This window comes from Hoeflea sp. Naph1 (assembly GCF_046837775.1).
Classification (GTDB): Bacteria; Pseudomonadota; Alphaproteobacteria; order Rhizobiales; family Rhizobiaceae; genus Hoeflea.
This window is the reverse complement of sequence record NZ_CP177286.1, coordinates 2,246,690-2,265,941: the sequence shown is the minus strand read 5'-3', so window position 1 is coordinate 2,265,941 and position 19,252 is coordinate 2,246,690. Positions and strand designations below refer to the sequence as shown.

The following is a 19,252-nucleotide window of genomic DNA, read 5'->3' as shown; positions in this document are numbered from 1 at the left end:
AATATACCGGTGCCCGCCATCAGATATTAACCTGCTGATCCACAAGAAGGACGGCGCAGAACGATGCGTATCGGTCACTCAAGCCGTCCGACGCGGTGGGCGGCAGCTTTCAGCCAACCCGACGGGCCGCATGCCTTCCGTCTGAGCATGCCATGCGTTAGCGCTGCAGATGGCAGCGGATCATCCTGGTGCCGGGGCGGTCGGCGTCGTTTGAAAGCACCATGCTCTGGCTGTTGAGCATCTCCACCAGGATTGGCCGGTTCGAAATCTTGCGGTTGCGCGTGCAGCTTGCCTCCAGGCGAACGCTGCCTTCGCCCGGCGCGCCGGGCTCGAAGCTGCAGGTTTCACCCGGTTGGCGCAGGCTGTCGGGAGTGATCACCGCAAAGCCCTCGAAACTGGTCTGGTCCATCATCGCGCAATGGTCGGCATCCACCGCCCAGACCCCGACATAGGCAAGCCGGCTCTGGCTGCGGTTGTGGGTGAGTGCGGTAACGGTATCCTCGCGCAACAGCACCTGCGGCGGCAGCACCGCGTCGGGATCGACCAGCGAGGCCCGCGCCGATGTGGCAGGATGGGTGCCGGAGCCTGGATGTGCGACACAGCCCGCCAGGGCAAGTACGGCGGCAAGCGCGATGGTTTTGGTCCGACTCATTCTGTCCCCGGTCAAAGCGATGACGCTTTTCTGACCGAGCCTTGCCACGATTTCAAGTCTGGGTCGCAGGGCATTAGCCATTGGCGCTACAGCCGAGGCTCGTCTTATCATTAGCCCCGCTGGCCGGAGTTTCAGCCGCAAGCCTTGATGAAACGCTGCACAGTTGCTGCCATTCCGTATTCCAATGCGTCGGCAGTCAGACCGTGACCGATCGAAACTTCCAACAGGTCGGGAATGGCGCGGGCCAGCGCAGGCAGATTTTCGACGGTGAGATCGTGGCCGGCATTGACGCCGAGGCCCAGTTCGTAAGCGATCCTGCCGGCGGCCTCGAGCTTGGCCAGTTCTTCGGCGGCGCGCGCCGGATCGTCATAGGTTCCGCCGTAGGGACCGGTGTAGAATTCGACGCGGTCGGCGCCGGTGGCCTTGGCGGCTTCCAGTGCTGCGCGGCTGGCATCGGGATCGCAGAACAACGACACCCGCACGCCGCGCTTCTTCAACCGCTGGACCACGGAGCGCAGATAGTTTCCCTTGCCTTCGAAATCCCAACCGTGATCGGAAGTGGCCTGCGTGGGATCATCCGGCACGAGGGTCACCTGCTCGGGCTCGTTGGCCTCGGCAAGTTCGAGAAACGCATCGGTCGGATAGCCCTCGATGTTGAACTCGGCGTTGGGAAACTCGTCATCGATCAGTGCGCGGATGGCCGGCAGATCGGAAAAGCGGATGTGGCGCTGGTCAGGCCGGGGATGAACGGTCAGGCCGTGGGCGCCGTTCTCCAATGCGATCCGCCCCAGTGCGGTGACACTCGGCCAAGGCAGATCACGGCGATTTCTGAGCATGGCGACGGCGTTGAGATTGACGGAGAGTTTGGCGGACATGACACAACCGGTTCGGTGGAAGAATGATATCTCTCTAGCACCGAAGCGGGCAACCCGAAACCCGGTTCACAAACAGGCCCGGGGCCTTGCCTCAGCGCTTGCCGCGCTTGAGCCGGGTGGAATAATCCTGCAGCTGTCCATGGTAGTTTTCGATCATGCGTTTCTGCCGACGTTTACCGATCCGCAACGCATTCCAGAAGAACAGCACCACGACGACACCGAGCAGGGCAAAGAACGGCAGGCCCAGATCCTTGAGGTCGGATGAGCCAAAAACCTGCTTGAGCATCTGGTCCAAATCAAGCGCGTAGGCGGGTGCCGCCATCGTCACGGCAGCCAGCATCGCGGCGAGTGGCAAGAGGTTGCGCATGGGCTGGATCCTTGTTCAGCTGGTCTGACTGGATACTACGCCTACAGTCTTAAAAAACTTGCCACCTGACCGGGGTGTGGGCCCGGCAGGTTTTCCACAGACTGCGCAGTAAAGGTATGTCCTGGCGGAAGCAGGTCTTGCGGAGCGGAACGAAATCGCTCCGCCCTCGCCGCCGGTTTAAACGAATGCGAAGCCGGCAATCTGTGCCTACCGCGGTACGGGGCCACCGGCCCCGCTTCAAGCCGGCGGCGGGACCGCTCAGGCCGCCCTGTCGGTGTGGTTCCACCCGGCAGATGCACTGGCTTGACCGGACACCGTGAAACGCCCGGTCAGCTCGGCCAGGTTCTGGTTAATCTGCAGCAGGTTATGTGTGGCGGCATTGGTTTGCTCCACCATGCTGGCGTTTTGCTGGGTGATCAGATCCATCGAACTGACTGCCTGGTTGATCTCGGCAATGCCTGCGGCCTGTTCCTGGGCGGATTGCGAGATCGAAACGAAATGATCGCTGATGACACGCACCTGACCGCCGATGCTGTCGAGAGCTTCGCCGGTCTTGTTGACCAGTGAAACACCATGCACCACATCATTGTAGGAGGTCTCGATAAGTTCCTTGATCTCCTTGGCGGCAGCAGCCGAGCGCTGTGCAAGTTCTCGGACCTCCTGGGCAACCACGGCAAACCCTCTTCCGGCCTCACCGGCGCGCGCCGCTTCGACGCCGGCGTTAAGCGCCAGCAAATTGGTCTGGAAGGAAATCTCGTCAATAACGGTGATGATCTGCGTGATCTTTTTCGAGGATTGCTCGATCTTGCCCATGGCGTCTACCGCCTGCTCAACCGTCTTGACCGAATCGGTAGCCTGCTGGGAGGTCTGTTCGACGACCCGGCGCGCCTCGCCGGTGCGATCGGCCGACTGGCTCGAGATCGTGGTGATCTGCTCGATTGCCGCAGCAGTCTGCTCAAGCGCGGCAGCCTGTTGTTCGGTTCGTCGGGCCATGTCGTCGGTGGCGCCGGACAATTCACGGGTATCGGAGACAGCCTGGCGGGTGGCACCAATGATTTCCGCAAAGGTCTCACTCAGCTTGGCGATGGAGCCATTGTAATTCTCCTTGAGTCCATCGAATTCAGTAGCCAGAGGCTCGGTGATGCCGGCGCTCAGATCGCCATCGGCCATGCGCACAAGTGCTTGCTGAAGCGCGCCCAAGGCGGCATCCTGCTCACCCTTGGCCCTGGCTCTTTCCATCTCGACCTCGGCACGCTCATGGGCAAGGACCTCAAGATAGACGGAGATCGCGTAATCCATGTCGATCAGCGCCGCCTTGACCACAGCCGACAGATCACGACCGGTTTCCTGGACTTTCCTGGTGCGACCAAAGCCGCCGAGCTTCTTGCTAATGATGCCCGTCAACAAGGCCTCGAGAATATGGGTGTAGCCGCCAATGTACCAGTTCGGCTCAAGCCCTAATCTGGCGTGCACCTTGCCAACCCGAGTGACCGCATCGACATAATTCTGATCAAATGCGCCCGAGGCGATCAATGACCAATGCCCCTGCTGCATGGATTTTGCATGACTGATTTGGTCATCATCGCGGAAAAAGCGGGCTGTTTCCGGGGTCGCCCGGACCTTGTCGTAAAACTTGTCGAGAGCCGGGCCAACCATCTCGTCAATCATCGGCTTAAGGGCTGACAGCGCCTGGCGTTGGGTTTCATCCAGACCCACGAACTGGAGCTTCCGGGCGATGTCGTTGCTTTTGACGGTGTCTCGGTTCATGGCTGCACGATCTCGTGTCTCTGTCTTAAACTATGCGGATCATCCGCCGTGTTAAGACCTGTTGGCGAGCCCTGATGGCTCCCGGCCTAGATATTAAGTGCCTGGTAAATGCTTGGTAAACTTAATTGATTTCGTCCCTGAAAGAGCTCATTTCTGAATTATCGACGTAAAACGCGGAGAAATTTCAACCCGTGGAAGAGCATGCTGACATCCACACCCTAACTGCCGCCGGACAACCCAACGAAAAACGTCAGCAGTTCGATCTGGCGAAAGACGAGCACCAATGCTGCATTGCCGGCCCAGGCCACCGTCAGGAACCGCGCCAGTTGCGCCCAGGCGCTGTCTTCGTCTCGCGAGCAGCGCCAGATGGAGACCAGAATCCAGACCGTATAGAGTCCGAGCAAAAGCAGCAGCACCTGTTCCGCCACGATCATCTTGAGATAGACCAAACGCGCGTAAAACAGGATCAGGGTGGAACTGGTTAGAACACCATAAAACCAGAACACGGTTGCGAGGCTGGCGTTGCCGTACCAGGCGCGAATTTCCGGCGCGAAGATGTAGGCAAGCACCGGCAAGAAGGGGGCAGGCGGCCGTGGCTGGATGTTCATATGGCTTTTCCAGCACGAAACAACGTCACCAGATAGGCGCAGAAGGTCAGCATCCATGCCGCCAGCGCAATCCACGCGAATGCCAGTGGCAGACTGTCGAGAAAGTCGAAATCCAGGGCCCGGGCCATCTCAAAGGTGCTGACCGCATACATGCCGAGCGGGAACACCGCCCCCCAGTAAAGCGGATCATAGGTCAGCGGAAAGCGCTTGTAGCCGTGGCGCCAGATCCCGAGGATCACCAGCATCGGGATCCACCAGGTGCCGGTGGCCCAGTAAAATACCGTAAACCCCTTCATGAACGGCACAATGGAATGCAGGAACGGAGCACCCTCGGAGTTGATGATCAGCAGCGAGCCGGCCAGTGTCGAAATCGCCATCGCCCCCATGTTGATCCAGTAGGGCGGCGACAGATCGCTCGGCGAAAACTTGAAAAACGTGTAGCGGTAGAAAATCAGCGACATCATCCAGATGTAGAGCATGCCGCCCCACAGCCACATCGACAGCGCCAGGAAGTTGAGGTCGAGCCGGTAGGGTTGCTCAACCTCGGCGGCCAGCAGCGACGACAGCACGGCAATCGACTGGGTGGCCACCACCGCCAACAGCCAGGCTCCGCTGATGCCCTGAGCAAGTGACGGCTTGTCCTCTTTGATGGTGAGCGCGGTGAAGATCGTGTAGGTGAGCCCGAACCACAGGATCACGGCGACCCACCAGAAGGCGAAACCGGCGTTTGCGTTGTGGGCGAGGATGACGAATTCGCTGCCGAGAATGCTGGACGCGGCAACCATGGTGAAAAAGCCTGGCCCGCGCAGGTGGTCGATCATGTCCCTGAAGAAGCTCACGCGGTGCCGGATGATGCGCGCGATGGTCAATCCCCACAGCACCAGATAGGCGGTGAGCGCAACAGCGAACAAAACCCAGGCCACCAGTGAAAGGCCGATCCGGTTGGCCGCGAGCGAAACGATTCCCGTTGCCATTACCATGCCGAAATAGGCCGGCGACAACGTTGTCAGATCAGGATGCCGCATGCGACTTAGCGCCGAGGGCCATTGTTGTGTGTTAGGCCCTAGGGACAAGACTTTTTCCTCCCGGCTGCGTACCGGTTATTTTATGCGCTATGCAGGCATCCGGGCAAGCTACCGCGAGATCCGGACAAGCTCCCTGCCCGGTGCACCAAAAGGGAGGCGAGCAGGCGCGTGTGCGACCATGCCACATCGCAATTTAACTTGAGTTTTCAAGAACCAACCGATGCATCTGATCGGCAACCCTTGTCTATCCGACGGGGTAATAGTTCCCGCGATCCGACAATTCGGCCAGATGGGGCTGATTGACGCGCCGGCGCGATATGAAGGCATTTGGCAGCGCTACAAGCTCATGGCCAGCACCCGGCTGATGTCGGTCAGCGATCGACCGGATTGCTGCATCCAGACATTAAAGGCCGATTGCACATCAGCGAGCGCCTTCTTCGAGGTCGGCTGACGGTCGACCACGCCCTCGGCGATCAGGCGGGCGACGACACTTTGCGACAGGATGAAACTGTCCTTGCCGATGAAGCGAAGACAATATTGACCCGAGGTGCCGCCGAGCCGACTGCCGCGTTTCTTCAACAGTTCGAGCAGGCCGATGAAGTCGGTTGACGGCCAGTCGGCGATGGCCTTGCCGGCACTTCCGGCTTGCGCCGCAAGCGTCTGAACAAAGATCGCATTCTCCTGCACGGAGCGGATCTTGGCACCATTGCGGATGATCCGCTTGTCGGAGACCAGCCGCTCGAAATCCTCGTCGGTGAGCATGGCGCAGCGGCCGACGTCGAAACCATCGAAAGCGGCCTCGAAGCCGGGCCACATGTTGTCGACCACCTTCCAGTTGAAGCCCGCCTGGAATACGCAGCGGGTCATCGTTGCCAGCCAGCGGTCGTCGGGGATCGCTGCCAGCTCGGCGGCGGGCTTGGGCGGCGTCAGCATCGCGTTGAGCGCCTCGGCGCCGCCCTTGCGGCTGGCCGCAATCTCGAAAATCTCGTCGAACGCGCGCATGCTGCCTCACCTGTCTGTCTTGCATTGCTGCAAGATTATCCCAGCCGCTGCGGGTTGGCGAGGGCGCCACGTCCCGATCCGCACGCGCAGCAATGTCCAGACGCCTGGCGCGTCAGCCAGGCCTGACGGCAACCCAGATCATGTGCCGTGCGCCGCGCTTTTTGGTTCTAGCGCGGGTCGGCACTTCGGTGACGGTAAAGCCCGCTTGCTTGAGCCGTCGGGTGAAGGCGGCATCGGGCGCCGAAGACCAGACCGAGAAGACCCCGCCCGGCTTGAGCGCCAGATAGGCGCTCGCCAGCCCCTGGGCTGAATAGAGCGCGTCGTTGCCCTGGCGGGTGAGACCATCGGGGCCGTTGTCGACATCGAGCAGGATGGCATCCCAAACGCCCCTGTCGGCACGGATCAGCGCGCCTACATCGCCCTCATGCAGGCTGACGCGGGGGTCAGCGAGGCAATCGCCGAGCACCGGCGCCATCGGACCGTGCGCCCATTCAATGACGGCAGGCACCAGTTCGGCGACGGTGATACGAGCACTCTGATCCAGAGCCTTGAGCGCGGCGCGCAGGGTAAAGCCCATGCCGAGCCCACCGATCAGCAGGCTTGGCTGCGCCCTGCCCTCAAGCTTGGCCGCAGCAAGATCAGCCAGCGCCTCTTCCGAGCCGCTCAGCCTGCTGTTCATCAGCTCGTTGGACCCGAGCATGATCGAGAACTCGCTGCCTCGCTGCATCAGCCGCAGTTCCACCCCGTCGTCGAGTGTTACGGCATCCAGTCGGATCCAGGGGATCATCGCACATTCCATCGCATCGGTTTCATTGGCGCCACCCCATAACACGCCAGACAGCCGAAAACGAAGATGCGCGAAGAACGAAACAACGGACAATTACCGGGGCGGCACCGGCCACCCCGGCAATCTCATTCGGCGGCTTGGCTTGCCGCATTGCCGGTTCCCACCCTTCCACTCGCGAGGCAAAAGGGGCAGCCCAGGCATTTGCCGGTCGACATTCGAGGGCATTGGGCAGCCGGTCTGCGGTTTCTGACAGTACGCATCAGCATAATGCGGCCTCCAGCTCCATCCAGTCGCCCGATTGCCAGGGATGGCCTACCACGGCAGCCATCAAGCCGAGGAATACGCCCTCTGGCATTCCGGCGCGCATGCCATCCACCATGCCGATCCGTTCGGGCCGGCTGGCAGCGCCGAGCATGGCGCGGGTGAACAGCACCATCATCTCAGGTGCGACGGCGTGCACAATGCGTTCGCGAATTCCGGTAATTTCGTCTGCCGAGAAATGCTCTTCGATCTGCGGCATGATCCCGGTTTCTTCCTCATGCATGTGCTTGAAATCATCAGCGACGAACAAGGCAAACCGCTGGTAAAGCCTGCGTAACCAGATCGGACGTTCCTCGTCCGCCGCAACCAATTCGCTGGCCAGCACGCGCAGTTCATCGAAGGCTGCAACATGGTGTTCATGGTCTTCGCCGGCATGATCGGACGCACCGGGCAGACGCTGGTCCACGGCGGTATGAACCTCGAGGTTTTCATGGGTGAGATGGCTCATGCCCATGGCAATGTGATCGGACAGTTGCCGCATGGTGGAGGCGACCGCGTCATCGTCAAACGGGTTCAACTGCCCCAGTGCAATCAGCATCCGGGCGTTTGCAAGCCTCAGGCCCTTGTGAACAGCGTAATAGAGGTCTTCCTTTTCTTCGGTTGAAGCAATCGGTTTGGAATGGGCATTCATCGGGTGGTCTCCTTGGTTTGCCGGAGGTCCGGCTGTTGAATGGAGCGCCACATAGCCAAAATATTTTACTTGAAAAACCGATCCGCTTTGGATTGAGTGTCCTGAAATTCGAGACAATCCATGGATCAGATCCGCGCAATGAAGGTGTTTTTGCGGGTGGCCGAGCGTGGCAGCCTGACCGCTGCCAGCCTTGACCTGGGGCTGTCGCGCGGCGGCGCCAGCGCGATGCTCACGGAGCTGGAAAGGTATCTTGGTGTGCAACTGATCGAGCGCACCACCCGCAGCCTGCGGCTGACCGAAGACGGTCAGTATTATCTCGACAAGGCACGCGCCATCACCGAGGCGGTGGAAAATCTGGAAGACGAAGTCGGCTCTGCCGAGCGCCAGCCGCGTGGACGACTCAGGGTGCAGATCCCGGCGGGACTGACCACGCTTGCCTTGGCGCCGGCCTTGCTAGGGTTTCTTGCCGCCTATCCGCAGGTCGATCTGGAAATCCTGTCACGCGACGGAGTGCCTGATTTTGTCGGCGCGCAGATCGACGCCGCAGTGTTGATCGGCACCCTGCCCGCCATCGACATTGTCGCCCGCCCGTTGGGCCGGATACCGTTGATGACGGTTGCCGCGCCGCACTATCTCGCCACCCATGGAAGCCCGGTCTCAGCTGCGGATCTGGCGCAGCACCAGTGCATTCCGATCATCTCGTCAATCAGTGGCCGGGTGGTTCCCTGGCGGTTCCGGATCGAGGGAGAAGTAACAACAGTTCCGGTTCACGGCCGTGTGGCATTCGAGACCGCGGCGGCAGCCGTGGTGGCGGCAAAGCGCGGCGCGGGCATCATTCAGCTTGCCAGCTATCTGGTTTACCACGAGGTCCGCGCCGGAACCCTGGTTCCTGTGCTGGACGCGGTGCGGCCGGGCAGCAACGAGATGTTCCTTGTCCATCCGCGCCACCGGCTGAAACCGAAAAAGCTCAAGGTATTCGAGAAGTTTTTGATCGAGCTCAATCCCAAGACCCGTGAAAAATGGGGCGTGCGGCAGGATAGGTGACGGCATGCCCGTCGCACGTCGACGACAGTTCGACGCTGGCATCGAGCGTTGTGGCATCCAACCGGGCCATGTTACATTGCGTTGCATCGGTTACAGTCGCGCCATTCCATAGCGAAGCTTTCCCGCATAGCCCCCAGTACAGACGCGCCAACATTGCTTGGACTTGGCGTACGGTTTTCGGCAAACTGTTCGCTGAGCGCTTTTCATTGTAGATAATGAACGTCGAACTTCTGCACGGGATCAAAATTTGCAGCACGAACCATTCTTCGGACTGAATTCCTATCACGTAGCCCTCGCCGTTATCGGCATCATCGTGATCGTTGCGCGGTGGCTGCCACGGCTGATTTCCAAACGCGAACCGGCATCAGCGCCACTGATGATCCTGTTCGGTGCTGGGGCCGCCTTGCTGATGCCGGGCTTGCCGACGCTGCCGGACCCGCGCCAAGTGCCCCTGCCCTGGGAACTGGTGAGTGAACTGACCGTGATCGTGGCCCTGTTCGGCGCTGGCATGCGCATCGACAACCTGCGACCGTGGAAACGCTGGAAACCGACGTTTCGGATGCTGGCGATCGCGATGCCACTGACCATTCTGGCCGTCGCTTTGCTGGGGATTGGTGTTGTAGGGCTGACAGCGGCCGGCGCGATATTGCTGGGCGCGGTGCTGGCGCCAACAGATCCGGTGCTGGCAGCCGACGTTCAGGTCGGGCCGCCGCATGAAGGCGCTGAGCACCCGGTTCGCTTCACTCTGACCACAGAGGCGGGTCTGAACGACGGGTTGGCATTTCCCTTCGTCTATCTCGGGTTGATCGTCGCTGCCGAAGGCCTCAACCCCGGGACATGGGCCGTCGACTGGTTCCTGCGTGATATCATCTACCGGATTGCGCTGGGGGTCGGTATGGGCTGGGTCGGCGGCAGGCTGTTGGGGTTCATCCTTTTCAAGGTGCCAAAAGGAGCGGTTCTGGCTGAAACCGGGTCCGGGGTCATCGCGCTGGCGGGCGTGCTGTTGTGTTACGGCTCGACCGAACTGATCGAAGGCTATGGCTTCATCGCGGTTGCGGTTCTGGGGCTGACGCTGCGGCGGATCAACGAAGAGCACCGTTTCCACCGGCAGCTCCACGATTTCTCCGAATCTATCGAGCACGCGCTGACTGCGCTGCTGCTGATCGCGCTCGGCAGTGTTCTGCCGATCCTGTTTGCCGATCTGACCTGGACGCATTTTGTCGTGGCCATCCTGCTGATTTTGGTGATCCGCCCGCTATCGGGATGGATCGCCTTGTCGAAGACAAACCTCGACAGCCGCAGCAGAGCGGTGGTTTCCGTCTACGGGGTTCGCGGCATCGGCTCGATCTACTATTTGTGCTACGCGGGAAGCCATATCGAGTTCATCAACGAGGCCCAGCTCTGGTCGCTGATCGCTCTCGTCATCTTGATATCGACAGTCCTGCACGGGTTCACCGTCGGCTGGGCCATGGACCGTCTGAAAGAAGAGTGAGCCAGGCCAAAAGCCACCGAATGCGAAGAACCTGCACAATCTGTGTGAGGCGGGCAGTTATACTTCCATAAAACGATACTGCTTCAAGCACTCGCCGACCGGACCGGGTCTCACTTTAAGCAGCTATTTACCATAAGGGCGTATCCATTGGAGATACTGATACGACGTCCGCTTATTGGTGCGGCTGCGCCGAGGTGTCACAACGATGGAGATCACCATGAAACCTCTCATGAACACAATTCTGGCGATGGGCCTTGTAGCCATGATCGCACCGGCCCAGGCAGCTGACCTTGCTCCCCCCACCTATGTCGAATATCCGGTCGTTCAGGCTACATCCGGTTGGTATTTGCGGGGCGACGTCGGCTATTCCAAAAGCCAGGAAGCCGAAGGCGAATGGGATTTCTGGAACCAGTTCGTCGGCGTTCGGGGAATTGACGATACCTATCGTTTCGACTCGCTGAAATTGCGTGATACCGCCTCCGTTGGCGTCGGTGTCGGCTATCAGATCAACGATCACGTTAGAACAGACGCCACGCTGGATTTCTTCCGCACAAAGGTTGCCGGCAAAACCGAATGCCCGCTGATGATCAAATCCGATCCGCAGCACGCTCTGCCGTTTCCGTCCGACTGCCACTATGATGACAGCTCAACTGCGAATGTCTGGACAGCAATGGCCAATGCCTATGTTGACCTGGAGTCAGTGGGGGGCTTTCGTCCCTATCTCGGGGCAGGCGTCGGCGCCGCATTTGTCGAATACGGAACCCTGACCGGGCAGGAAGTCTGCCCGCGTTGTCCTGCGGCCTATGTCCCCTACAGCGGTCAACAGGAAGGCATATCCAGTCTGCGTATGGCTACCGCACTTATGGTCGGCACAACTTACGACCTCACCGACCGGCTGAAACTTGATGCAGGCTATCGCTTCATGCACATCTTTGGTGGCGACGCCTTCAAGTATGATGCCGCCGATCAGGCCACTGGCGCAACCGGCGCTCAGGTTCGCGATCATGGCTTCAACATTCACCAGATCCGGGCCGGCCTGCGTTACGCACTCAATTAATATATCCGTAGACGAAACCCAAACGTCGGGGCGCGGTTGCAGAACAGGGTGGTCACTGAATCTCACCGCATCTGCCAAAAGGCTGCGCCCCTTACCTGACAATCACCAGCCGCTCGGCGGCCCGGGTGATCGCCGTATAGAGCCAGCGCTCACGGCTTTCGCGAAAAGCGTAGCTTTCATCGAACAGGACGACGGAATTCCACTGCGAGCCCTGGGCCTTGTGGACGGTGAGCGCATAGCCGTAGTCGAAATCATCATAGCGCTTCTTGGTCTGCCACGGCACTTCGAGGTCGGGATCATCAAAAGCGCTTTTGAGAAGCTTGATCTTGGCAGAGCCGCGGTCCATGTCATCGTCTTCGGGTCTGACCAGCAGGTTGATGCCAGGTTTGACGGTTTCCTTGGACGAGGTCATGACCTGCCAGAGCGAGCCGTTGAGCAGACCCTTGGAGGGATCGTTCCTCAGACACACCAGCTTGTCGCCGGACTGTGGAAAGGCTTGCGTAAAACCCTTCAGCTCGCGCAGACGCTGATTGTAGCGCCGCCGTGTGCGGTTGGTGCCGACCAGCACCTGATCGGCTTCAAGCACCATGTCGCGGTCGACGTCATTCTTGCCGATCACCTGGGCGGTGCCATAATCACCATGCATGATTTCGCGGCCTTCGCGGACTTGCATGGCGAGATCAATGATCGGGTTATCGCGGGCCTGGCGATGGATCTCGGTGAGCAGGATATCGGGCTCGTGCTCGGTGAAATAACCGCCGCCGGAAATCGGCGGCAATTGCCCGGGATCGCCCAGCACCAGGATCGGCGTGCCGAAGCTCATCAGATCCTTGCCCAGCGCCTCGTCGACCATAGAGCATTCATCGATGATGATCAGCGCTGCCTGGGCCAGCGGGCTTTGCCGGTTGATCGAGAACAACGGCGAGACAGTAGTCTTGCCGGTTTCTTCGTCGGAGACCTCTTCCTCGCCCTTGGGCCGGTAGATCAGCGAATGGATGGTGCGTGCGTTCTTGGCGCCGCGGGCACGCAGCACTTGGGCAGCCTTACCGGTGAAGGCTGCAAACAGCACTTCGCCATCCACATTATCGGCAAAATATTTGGCCAACGTGGTCTTGCCGGTGCCGGCATAGCCGAACAGCCGGAAGATCGGTGTGCGCCCATCCTTGAGCCAACGCGAGACGGCTTTCAGCGCCTCATCTTGTTGCGGAGAGAATTTCATGCCCCCTCATGGCAGATTCGGCTGCCTCTGTCGTGGCCGATCGGCAGCTTGATGCACGGGTATTTCCAGCCCGGCATTCTTCAGATGATGGATTGCAGATTGTAGCCGTCCAGGGATTGCAAAAATGCGTATTTCGCCTGCCCGAGCACACCCTTGAGGCGGCAGCCCGGTAAAAACGTGCAGTTTTGATTGGCAAAGCACTCGGCGATGTTGAAATCCGGCTCCATGTGCAGCGCCACCGCCTTGAGGTTGATGTCGCTCGCCGGCATCGCCAGCCGGACGCCGCCATTGCGACCGCGTACCGTGTCGACAAAACCGCCGGCAGCAAGATTGCGCGCCACCTTCATCAGATGATGCTTGGAAACGCCAAACTGCCGCGCCAGGTCGTCAACCGATTTAACCTGATCGGGCGCCTGGCCCAATGCCATCAGGATGCGGAATGCGTAATCTGTGTGCAACGTCAAATGCATGTGAAACCTCGCAGGCGGGGTATTCATATATTGCATTTGTTGTCTATTTCAAATACTGGTAAATTTAATACCAATTAAGGGACTTCAATGAAAAACATGATTTGGCTCTTCATGTTGCCGGGCGATCTGGTTCGCAGCAAGCGCTGCCTTTCCGTTAAGCAGGATGGCCGCTTGATCCGCTCCTCCATCAATATGGGTTTCTGGGGGGTGATCACGCAGATGATCACGCCGCGCCATGTCTGACAGGCCCGATCCAGTTTACATCCCGGCGCGCGCCGCGCCGCCCAGAACGCCGACAGTGTCGATCACGCCCGAACAGATCGCCGAGATGGTGGACCAGTTCTATTCGGCAATCCGCGAGCATCCCCGGTTGGGACCCTTGTTCGAGCAGAAACTTGCCGGCAAATGGGATCCGCATCTGGAGCGCATGAACTTTTTCTGGCGCTCGGTGCTGCTGCATTCGGGCGAATATTCGGGCCAACCGGTGGTCAAGCACAATGCGTTGCCGGATCTGGAGGAAGATGACTATCTGCTCTGGCTCGAGCTGTTCGAGACCACCACCGACAGGCTGTTTCAATCACGGGAATCTGAAGCCATCCTCATGGTCGCCCGGCGCATTGCCCGCAGCCTGTGGATGGCCCGCTTCGGCACGCCGTTCAACAAACCGCCGGCCTGGTTGAGCTGACGTGGCCGCGACGGCGAGACTTGTTCATTCTGCCTATCAAGCCATTGCCACCGCCGGCGATGGCACCCAAGGCCGTGAAATGACTGCCTGAGACAGAAGCCGTGTCAGCCGTGTTGCGGATCGTTTTCCAAAAGAATCGGGCTGCCATGCGGCGTGGCCTGGGCAGCACGGCGCCAGGAAGCGGCAAGCGAATCGACAATATCTTTGCCGGCCACGCCCTTTTCCGACAGCAGCGCCTCAAGGGCTGCAACCCAGTGCTGGTAATAGTCGGCGCCGTCGGCTGCGGCATCCGGGCTTTTGACCTCATGCGACAGATGGGCGGCCCATTCGCCCCAGCTGAAAACTCCACGCTCGTGCAACGCCACCGCCAACGCAAACGCCTGCGCCTGCCAGGGTTCGGCAAAAACCGGCGCATCAGCATCGGATCCAGATGGCAGGCGGAACGGTGTAGACGACAACGGGTCAGGCGCGCTCAAGATAACTCTCCCAGGCATCAATCGAGACACTGAGCGACGGATCGGCCCCCTGCCCCCACAATTCATGACCGTCGAAGCTGACGGTGTAGACGTGTTGCGCCTGCTCGCCATTGCCGTGGGCGTTGCTATCGGGGAAGACATAAGCCTCACGTACCGCCTCGATCACGCCTGTCTTGCCGCGGGCATAGCGCGGCAGCCTGGTGTGGCCGACGGGGTGGGCGTTGATCGTCCGCACCCGGTCGCCAACAGCGAATTTCGGCGTAGCCGCAACCGCGCGGTTGCACGGCCCACCGCGGGCCAGCGTGGCGGCGACATCACCTGCTTGAAGCACGCGCGCGGGCTCAGCTCCCTTGCCGAGGCTGTGACCGGCCTCAAGTTCGTCAGACGTGAGAAAACCGTGACGCACGAGCAGCGTCTTCAGCGCCCGGGTCCAGATTTCGTAATAGCTCGAGGAATAATATGTTGCCGGATGCAGGCTTTCGCGGGCGTGGCGGCTTTCGTCGATGTTCCAGGCACCGAAGGCGCCGGTCGCCAGCGTAACCCCCAACGCCCGACGCTCCCACTCGGCATGAAACACCGGTTCATTGGGTTCTGGCGCCACCGGGCCAAAACCCATCTGCCCACCAAGATCGTGCGGGCCGTTCATCAGGCTGCTCCCGACGCAAGCGGCAAACCGGTGCCGATCATCGAATCGCGGGTGACAAGCGCTGCAAGTTCCGCCTCGCTCATGCCGTCGGTCCCCTCGGGGCGCATCGGCACCACCATGTAGCGCAGCTCGGCAGTTGAATCCCACACCCGGATGCGGGTGGATTGTGGCAGTTCAAGCCCGAATTCGGCCAGCACGCCGCGCGGATTGATCACCGCCTGGCTTCGGTAGGATGGCGCCTTGTACCAGACCGGCGGCACCCCGAGCACGGTCCACGGATAGCAGGAGCAGAGCGTGCAGACGATCATGTTGTGAGTGTCAGGCGTGTTGAACACTGACTGCATGTGCTCGCCCTGGCGCCCCATATAGCCAAGCGAGGCGATCGCTGCGGTGGCATCGCGCTTGAGCCAGTCATTGAACTCTGGATCGGTCCACGCCTTGGCCACCACATGGGCGCCGTTGCGCGGACCCACCTTGGTCTCATAGGTTTCGACAATGGCATCGATAGCGGCCGGATCAATCAACCCCTTTTCGGTGAGGATCGTTTCCAGCGCTTTTACCCGGGCGGCAAAAGGATCGAGATCATTGTCGTGATGGTGGTCGTGGTGATCGTGTGACATGGCGGGAGATTATGCCCGGTTGCGCCAGATCGCAATATGGATCGAGCGTCAGTAACAGTGATCACGCCTGCACCGCTTGTTCGGCCACGTTATCGCAACATCGGCCAGAGACTGGCGACCAGCAGCAGGGCCATGGTGATGTTGAACCATTTCAGCCGCACCGGATGCGACAGCCATTGCCGCATCACCGAGCCGAAGCCGGCCCAGGTCGATACGCTCGGCATGTTGGTGAGCGTGAAGGCAAAGCCGACAAGCGTCACCGAGAGCGGATAGCGGTCCGGATCGGTGTAGAGCGTCATCGCTGTCACCGCCATCACCCAGGCCTTCGGGTTGACCCACTGAAACGCTGCCGCTTCGAGAAAAGTCATCGGCTGGGCGCCGACCTTGCCGTCGGGCAGCGCCCGTGAGGTGCCGATCTTCCAGGCGATGTAGAGAAGATAGCCGCCGCCGAGCAGTTTGAGAGCGAGGTACAGCGTCGGCACGGTTTCCAGCAGCGCGCCAAGACCGAAGCCGACACCGAGCAGCAAGGAGAGAAAACCACAGCCGATGCCGATCATGTGCGGCAGGGTGCGGCGAAAACCGAAATTCACCCCCGAAGCAAACAGCATCATGTTGTTGGGGCCCGGCGTCACCGAGGTGACAAAGGCAAAGACGATCAGCGCGGCGAAGGTTTCGGCGGTCATCGAAAATCCGTCTCTAAACTCACGCCGGCCACGGCGGATCGACTGCTATGGCTGCATGATCGCCGCCAGGGAATTGATGCGTAGTTTGGGCGCCGATGGCTGCCGCGTTCTGTCGGATACAGTTGCACGACAGGGCACATGTATCCATTCAAGCCAAGCTACGGCGCCTTTGCGCGCGCAATCGGATGGGGCGGCGCCGAAGCGCCTTTTTCACATCCCCTGCGGCCCGCGGTTCATGGCGGCGATGCCGGTGCGGCAGATCTCGACCAGGCCGAGCGGTTTCATGATCGAGATGAACTGCTCGATCTTGGAAACACGACCGGTGATCTCGAAAATGAAATGCTCGGTATTGGCGTCGATCACCTGGGCGCGGAAGGCGTCGGCGAGCCTGAGCGCCTCGACCCGGTCTTCGCCGGTGCCGGTCACCTTGACCAGAGCGAGCTCGCGTTCGAGCGGCTTGTCGTGGCCGAGTTCGGCCGAGCGCACGGTCAGATCCACCACCCGGTGAACCGGAACGATACGTTCAAGTTGCGCCTTGACCTGTTCCAGCACATTCGGGGTTGCGGTGGTGACGATGGTGATGCGTGAGAGATGCGCTTCGTGCTCGGTTTCCGAGACCGTCAGGCTTTCGATATTGTAGCCGCGACCGGAAAACAGGCCGATGACACGGGCAAGAACGCCCGGCTCGTTGTCGACCAGAACCGAGAGCGTATGGGTTTCCGGAAGGGCGGTTTCGGCGGTCATGAAATAGGCCGAACCTGTGGGTTGGTGCTGAGCGTTCATGGGATCAGTTCCTGTTGCAGGCGCGGCTCAAACGAGCGCGCGACCTTTTGCATCAATGGCGTTGGCGACAGCTTCGTCGGTGGCTTCATCAGGCAGCAGCATATCGTTATGCGCCTTGCCCGACGGAATCATCGGGAAGCAGTTTGCCAGTGACGCCACACGGCAATCAAAGATAACCGGCTGCGGCGTATCGATCATTTTGGTGATCGCATCGTCGAGCTCGCCTGGCTTGTCGCAGCGGATGCCGACGCCGCCATAGGCTTCAGCCAGCTTGACGAAATCCGGCATCGATTCAGTGTAGGAATGCGACAGCCGGTTGCCATGCAACAGCTGCTGCCATTGCCGCACCATGCCCATGTACTGGTTGTTGAGAATGAAGATCTTGACCGGCAACTGGTGTTGAACCGCACAGGACATTTCCTGGATGCACATCTGGATCGAGGCGTCGCCGGCAATATCGATGACCAGGCTGTCGCGGTGGGCGACCTGGGCACCGATGGCAGCAGGGAACCCATAGCCCATGGTGCCAAGTCCGCCTGATGTCATCCAGCGGTTGGGTTGCTCGAAGCCATAGAACTGCGCCGCCCACATCTGGTGCTGGCCAACCTCGGTGGTGATGTAGGTGTCGCGGTCCTTGGTCAGCTCATAGAGCCGCTGGATCGCGTATTGCGGCATGATCACGTCCTTGTTGGACGGATAGGCCAGCGAATTGCGCCCTCTCCACTTGGAGATCTGGGTCCACCAGTCAGCCAACTGGCTGCGGTCGGTCTTCTTCGACGCGCGCCACAACCGGACCATGTCCTCAAGCACATGGCCGATATCGCCGACAATACCGATTTCGGTTCTGACGATCTTGTTGATCGAGGATGGATCGATGTCGATATGGATCTTCTTCGAATTCGGCGAGAACGCATCCAGACGCCCGGTGATGCGGTCGTCGAAACGGGCGCCGATGCAGACCATGACATCGCAGTCATGCATCGCCATGTTGGCTTCATAGGTGCCGTGCATGCCGAGCATGCCCATCCAGTTCTTGCCCGACGCCGGATAGGCGCCCAGACCCATCAGGGTGGAGGTGATCGGATAGCCGGTGAGCTCGACCAGTTCGCGCAGCAACTGGCTGGCTTCGGGACCGGAATTGACCACGCCGCCGCCGGAATAGATGATCGGACGCTTGGCGCCGGCCATCAACTCGACGGCCTCGCGGATCTTTTCAAGATCGCCGGTCAGTTTCGGCTGGTAGCTCTTCTGCTCGATCACCGGCGATGGCGGGGTGTAGATGCCGGTGGCGAACTGGACGTCCTTGGGGATATCGACAACCACCGGGCCGGGACGGCCGGTGGTGGCGATGCGGAAGGCTTCATGAATGACGCGGGAGAGCTGGTTGACGTCCTTGACCAGCCAGTTGTGCTTGGTGCACGGCCGGGTGATGCCGACGGTGTCGCATTCCTGGAAGGCATCCGAGCCGATCAGCGAGGTCGGGACCTGGCCGGTAAGGCAGACCAGCGGGATGGAATCCATCAGCGCGTCCTGCAGCGCGGTGACGACATTGGTAGCGCCGGGGCCAGAAGTGACGAGCACAACACCGGGCTTGCCGGTGGAACGGGCGTAGCCCTCGGCCATATGGCCGGCGCCCTGTTCGTGACGCACCAGAATGTGCTGGATCGTGTCCTGCTGATGCAGTTCATCGTAGATCGGCAGAACCGCGCCGCCGGGATAGCCGAAGATGTGTTCGACGCCGTTGTCGCGCAGCGCCTGCAAGACCATTTCAGCGCCTGTCATTTCCATTTCATTGCCGGCCATATCGCCTGACCCCTTGTGCCATCTGTTTGTCGGGCTCAATAACCCGGTTTAAGCCATAAAAAAAGGCTCCGGAAGGAGCCTGGTGTCGCGCATGGGTGCTTTCGCCGGGTGACTACGCCACCCTGCCCATGCGCCTTCGTACTACAATAATGCTTGCAAATTTTGTCATGATCATTGTCGTACCGCCTCGGAAAGCCAGCGTCAACGGCAAAATTCGCCAAAAACATCCGATATTTGCC

Annotated in this window: 22 protein-coding genes; 5 read left to right on the top strand and 17 right to left on the bottom strand. The window is 60.2% G+C overall.

Annotated features, from left to right (window positions below; genetic code table 11):
• Positions 1-157 precede the first annotated feature (157 nt).
• From ACK6D9_RS10725 to ACK6D9_RS10685, 9 genes are all read right to left on the bottom strand, one after another.
• Entirely contained in the window at positions 158-652 is a 495-nt protein-coding gene (locus ACK6D9_RS10725; RefSeq protein ID WP_412051657.1) for a hypothetical protein, read from the bottom strand.
• Positions 653-783: 131 nt separating this feature from the next.
• Positions 784-1,527 (bottom strand): pyridoxine 5'-phosphate synthase, encoded by a 744-nt coding sequence (locus ACK6D9_RS10720; protein WP_412051656.1) that lies wholly within the window; start codon positions 1,525-1,527, stop codon positions 784-786.
• Positions 1,528-1,618: 91 nt separating this feature from the next.
• A complete protein-coding gene (locus ACK6D9_RS10715; protein WP_412051655.1) occupies positions 1,619-1,894 on the bottom strand; it encodes a hypothetical protein in 276 nt (91 codons plus the stop codon).
• Between the two features lie 258 nt (positions 1,895-2,152).
• A complete protein-coding gene (locus tag ACK6D9_RS10710) occupies positions 2,153-3,661 on the bottom strand; it encodes a methyl-accepting chemotaxis protein (protein ID WP_412051654.1) in 1,509 nt (502 codons plus the stop codon).
• A 218-nt stretch (positions 3,662-3,879) separates the two neighbouring features.
• Entirely contained in the window at positions 3,880-4,269 is a 390-nt protein-coding gene (locus ACK6D9_RS10705) for a hypothetical protein (protein ID WP_412051653.1), read from the bottom strand.
• A complete protein-coding gene (locus ACK6D9_RS10700; protein ID WP_412051652.1) occupies positions 4,266-5,294 on the bottom strand; it encodes a tellurite resistance/C4-dicarboxylate transporter family protein in 1,029 nt (342 codons plus the stop codon). Before ACK6D9_RS10700 ends, ACK6D9_RS10705 begins: the two co-directional genes overlap by 4 nt.
• Before the next feature lie 336 nt (positions 5,295-5,630).
• Positions 5,631-6,296, bottom strand: coding sequence for a DNA-3-methyladenine glycosylase I (locus ACK6D9_RS10695; RefSeq protein ID WP_412051651.1), 666 nt, complete (start codon positions 6,294-6,296; stop codon positions 5,631-5,633).
• A gap of 112 nt (positions 6,297-6,408) precedes the next feature.
• Positions 6,409-7,083: a spermidine synthase gene (locus ACK6D9_RS10690; protein ID WP_322989712.1), complete on the bottom strand. Its 675-nt coding sequence runs from the start codon at positions 7,081-7,083 to the stop codon at positions 6,409-6,411.
• 259 nt (positions 7,084-7,342) lie between these two features.
• Positions 7,343-8,035: a hypothetical protein gene (locus tag ACK6D9_RS10685; RefSeq protein ID WP_412051650.1), complete on the bottom strand. Its 693-nt coding sequence runs from the start codon at positions 8,033-8,035 to the stop codon at positions 7,343-7,345.
• 120 nt (positions 8,036-8,155) lie between these two features.
• Here ACK6D9_RS10685 and ACK6D9_RS10680 point away from each other — a divergent pair, with 120 nt between their 5' ends.
• The 3 genes from ACK6D9_RS10680 (at position 8,156) to ACK6D9_RS10670 (ending at position 11,628) form a co-directional block, all read left to right on the top strand.
• Positions 8,156-9,079, top strand: a complete 924-nt coding sequence (locus tag ACK6D9_RS10680) for a LysR family transcriptional regulator (protein ID WP_412051649.1) — start codon at positions 8,156-8,158, stop codon at positions 9,077-9,079.
• Between the two features lie 247 nt (positions 9,080-9,326).
• Positions 9,327-10,571, top strand: coding sequence for a cation:proton antiporter (locus tag ACK6D9_RS10675; protein ID WP_412051648.1), 1,245 nt, complete (start codon positions 9,327-9,329; stop codon positions 10,569-10,571).
• 217 nt (positions 10,572-10,788) lie between these two features.
• Complete coding sequence (locus ACK6D9_RS10670) at positions 10,789-11,628, top strand: outer membrane protein (protein WP_322989708.1); 840 nt, start codon at positions 10,789-10,791, stop codon at positions 11,626-11,628.
• Between the two features lie 91 nt (positions 11,629-11,719).
• Here the strand turns inward: ACK6D9_RS10670 and ACK6D9_RS10665 are convergent, their stop codons facing one another.
• The gene (locus ACK6D9_RS10665; RefSeq protein WP_412051647.1) at positions 11,720-12,847 is read right to left on the bottom strand and encodes an ATP-dependent DNA helicase; all 1,128 of its coding nucleotides are present in this window, start codon (positions 12,845-12,847) and stop codon (positions 11,720-11,722) included.
• An 80-nt stretch (positions 12,848-12,927) separates the two neighbouring features.
• Positions 12,928-13,311, bottom strand: coding sequence for an RrF2 family transcriptional regulator (locus ACK6D9_RS10660; RefSeq protein WP_412051646.1), 384 nt, complete (start codon positions 13,309-13,311; stop codon positions 12,928-12,930).
• 93 nt (positions 13,312-13,404) lie between these two features.
• Between ACK6D9_RS10660 and ACK6D9_RS10655 the strand changes: the two genes are divergently transcribed.
• A complete protein-coding gene (locus ACK6D9_RS10655) occupies positions 13,405-13,560 on the top strand; it encodes a hypothetical protein (RefSeq protein WP_412051645.1) in 156 nt (51 codons plus the stop codon).
• Positions 13,553-14,002 carry a group III truncated hemoglobin gene (locus tag ACK6D9_RS10650; protein ID WP_412051644.1) on the top strand — a complete coding sequence of 150 codons (450 nt, stop codon included), beginning with the start codon at positions 13,553-13,555 and terminating at the stop codon, positions 14,000-14,002. Before ACK6D9_RS10655 ends, ACK6D9_RS10650 begins: the two co-directional genes overlap by 8 nt.
• A 104-nt stretch (positions 14,003-14,106) precedes the next feature.
• Here ACK6D9_RS10650 and ACK6D9_RS10645 read toward each other — a convergent pair whose 3' ends face one another.
• From ACK6D9_RS10645 to ACK6D9_RS10620, 6 genes are all read right to left on the bottom strand, one after another.
• Positions 14,107-14,496 carry a nitrile hydratase accessory protein gene (locus tag ACK6D9_RS10645; protein ID WP_412051643.1) on the bottom strand — a complete coding sequence of 130 codons (390 nt, stop codon included), beginning with the start codon at positions 14,494-14,496 and terminating at the stop codon, positions 14,107-14,109.
• Positions 14,465-15,124 (bottom strand): nitrile hydratase subunit beta, encoded by a 660-nt coding sequence (gene nthB / locus ACK6D9_RS10640; RefSeq protein ID WP_412051642.1) that lies wholly within the window; start codon positions 15,122-15,124, stop codon positions 14,465-14,467. The genes ACK6D9_RS10645 and nthB overlap by 32 nt, the downstream gene beginning before the upstream one ends.
• A complete protein-coding gene (nthA, locus tag ACK6D9_RS10635; RefSeq protein ID WP_412051641.1) occupies positions 15,124-15,744 on the bottom strand; it encodes a nitrile hydratase subunit alpha in 621 nt (206 codons plus the stop codon). Before nthA ends, nthB begins: the two co-directional genes overlap by 1 nt.
• A gap of 89 nt (positions 15,745-15,833) precedes the next feature.
• A complete protein-coding gene (locus ACK6D9_RS10630) occupies positions 15,834-16,427 on the bottom strand; it encodes a LysE family translocator (protein ID WP_412051640.1) in 594 nt (197 codons plus the stop codon).
• 210 nt (positions 16,428-16,637) lie between these two features.
• Positions 16,638-17,210 carry an acetolactate synthase small subunit gene (ilvN, locus tag ACK6D9_RS10625; RefSeq protein ID WP_348437334.1) on the bottom strand — a complete coding sequence of 191 codons (573 nt, stop codon included), beginning with the start codon at positions 17,208-17,210 and terminating at the stop codon, positions 16,638-16,640.
• A gap of 27 nt (positions 17,211-17,237) precedes the next feature.
• Entirely contained in the window at positions 17,238-19,013 is a 1,776-nt protein-coding gene (locus tag ACK6D9_RS10620) for an acetolactate synthase 3 large subunit (RefSeq protein ID WP_412051639.1), read from the bottom strand.
• Positions 19,014-19,252: the final 239 nt, after the last annotated feature.

Excerpts from the sequence above, each read along its gene's own strand:
- ACK6D9_RS10705 (WP_412051653.1), bottom strand. The coding sequence starts at position 4,269 with ATGAACATCCAGCCACGGCCGCCTGCCCCCTTCTTGCCGGTGCTTGCC.
- ACK6D9_RS10620 (WP_412051639.1), bottom strand. The coding sequence starts at position 19,013 with ATGGCCGGCAATGAAATGGAAATGACAGGCGCTGAAATGGTCTTGCAG.
- nthB (WP_412051642.1), bottom strand. The coding sequence starts at position 15,124 with ATGAACGGCCCGCACGATCTTGGTGGGCAGATGGGTTTTGGCCCGGTG.
- nthA (WP_412051641.1), bottom strand. The coding sequence starts at position 15,744 with ATGTCACACGATCACCACGACCACCATCACGACAATGATCTCGATCCT.
- ACK6D9_RS10725 (WP_412051657.1), bottom strand. The coding sequence starts at position 652 with ATGAGTCGGACCAAAACCATCGCGCTTGCCGCCGTACTTGCCCTGGCG.
- ACK6D9_RS10720 (WP_412051656.1), bottom strand. The coding sequence starts at position 1,527 with ATGTCCGCCAAACTCTCCGTCAATCTCAACGCCGTCGCCATGCTCAGA.
- ACK6D9_RS10690 (WP_322989712.1), bottom strand. The coding sequence starts at position 7,083 with ATGATCCCCTGGATCCGACTGGATGCCGTAACACTCGACGACGGGGTG.
- ACK6D9_RS10650 (WP_412051644.1), top strand. The coding sequence starts at position 13,553 with ATGTCTGACAGGCCCGATCCAGTTTACATCCCGGCGCGCGCCGCGCCG.
- ACK6D9_RS10630 (WP_412051640.1), bottom strand. The coding sequence starts at position 16,427 with ATGACCGCCGAAACCTTCGCCGCGCTGATCGTCTTTGCCTTTGTCACC.
- ilvN (WP_348437334.1), bottom strand. The coding sequence starts at position 17,210 with ATGAACGCTCAGCACCAACCCACAGGTTCGGCCTATTTCATGACCGCC.
- ACK6D9_RS10710 (WP_412051654.1), bottom strand. The coding sequence starts at position 3,661 with ATGAACCGAGACACCGTCAAAAGCAACGACATCGCCCGGAAGCTCCAG.
- ACK6D9_RS10670 (WP_322989708.1), top strand. The coding sequence starts at position 10,789 with ATGAAACCTCTCATGAACACAATTCTGGCGATGGGCCTTGTAGCCATG.
- ACK6D9_RS10645 (WP_412051643.1), bottom strand. The coding sequence starts at position 14,496 with ATGCCTGGGAGAGTTATCTTGAGCGCGCCTGACCCGTTGTCGTCTACA.
- ACK6D9_RS10695 (WP_412051651.1), bottom strand. The coding sequence starts at position 6,296 with ATGCGCGCGTTCGACGAGATTTTCGAGATTGCGGCCAGCCGCAAGGGC.
- ACK6D9_RS10655 (WP_412051645.1), top strand. The coding sequence starts at position 13,405 with ATGAAAAACATGATTTGGCTCTTCATGTTGCCGGGCGATCTGGTTCGC.
- ACK6D9_RS10715 (WP_412051655.1), bottom strand. The coding sequence starts at position 1,894 with ATGCGCAACCTCTTGCCACTCGCCGCGATGCTGGCTGCCGTGACGATG.
- ACK6D9_RS10665 (WP_412051647.1), bottom strand. The coding sequence starts at position 12,847 with ATGAAATTCTCTCCGCAACAAGATGAGGCGCTGAAAGCCGTCTCGCGT.
- ACK6D9_RS10680 (WP_412051649.1), top strand. The coding sequence starts at position 8,156 with ATGGATCAGATCCGCGCAATGAAGGTGTTTTTGCGGGTGGCCGAGCGT.
- ACK6D9_RS10685 (WP_412051650.1), bottom strand. The coding sequence starts at position 8,035 with ATGAATGCCCATTCCAAACCGATTGCTTCAACCGAAGAAAAGGAAGAC.
- ACK6D9_RS10700 (WP_412051652.1), bottom strand. The coding sequence starts at position 5,294 with ATGCGGCATCCTGATCTGACAACGTTGTCGCCGGCCTATTTCGGCATG.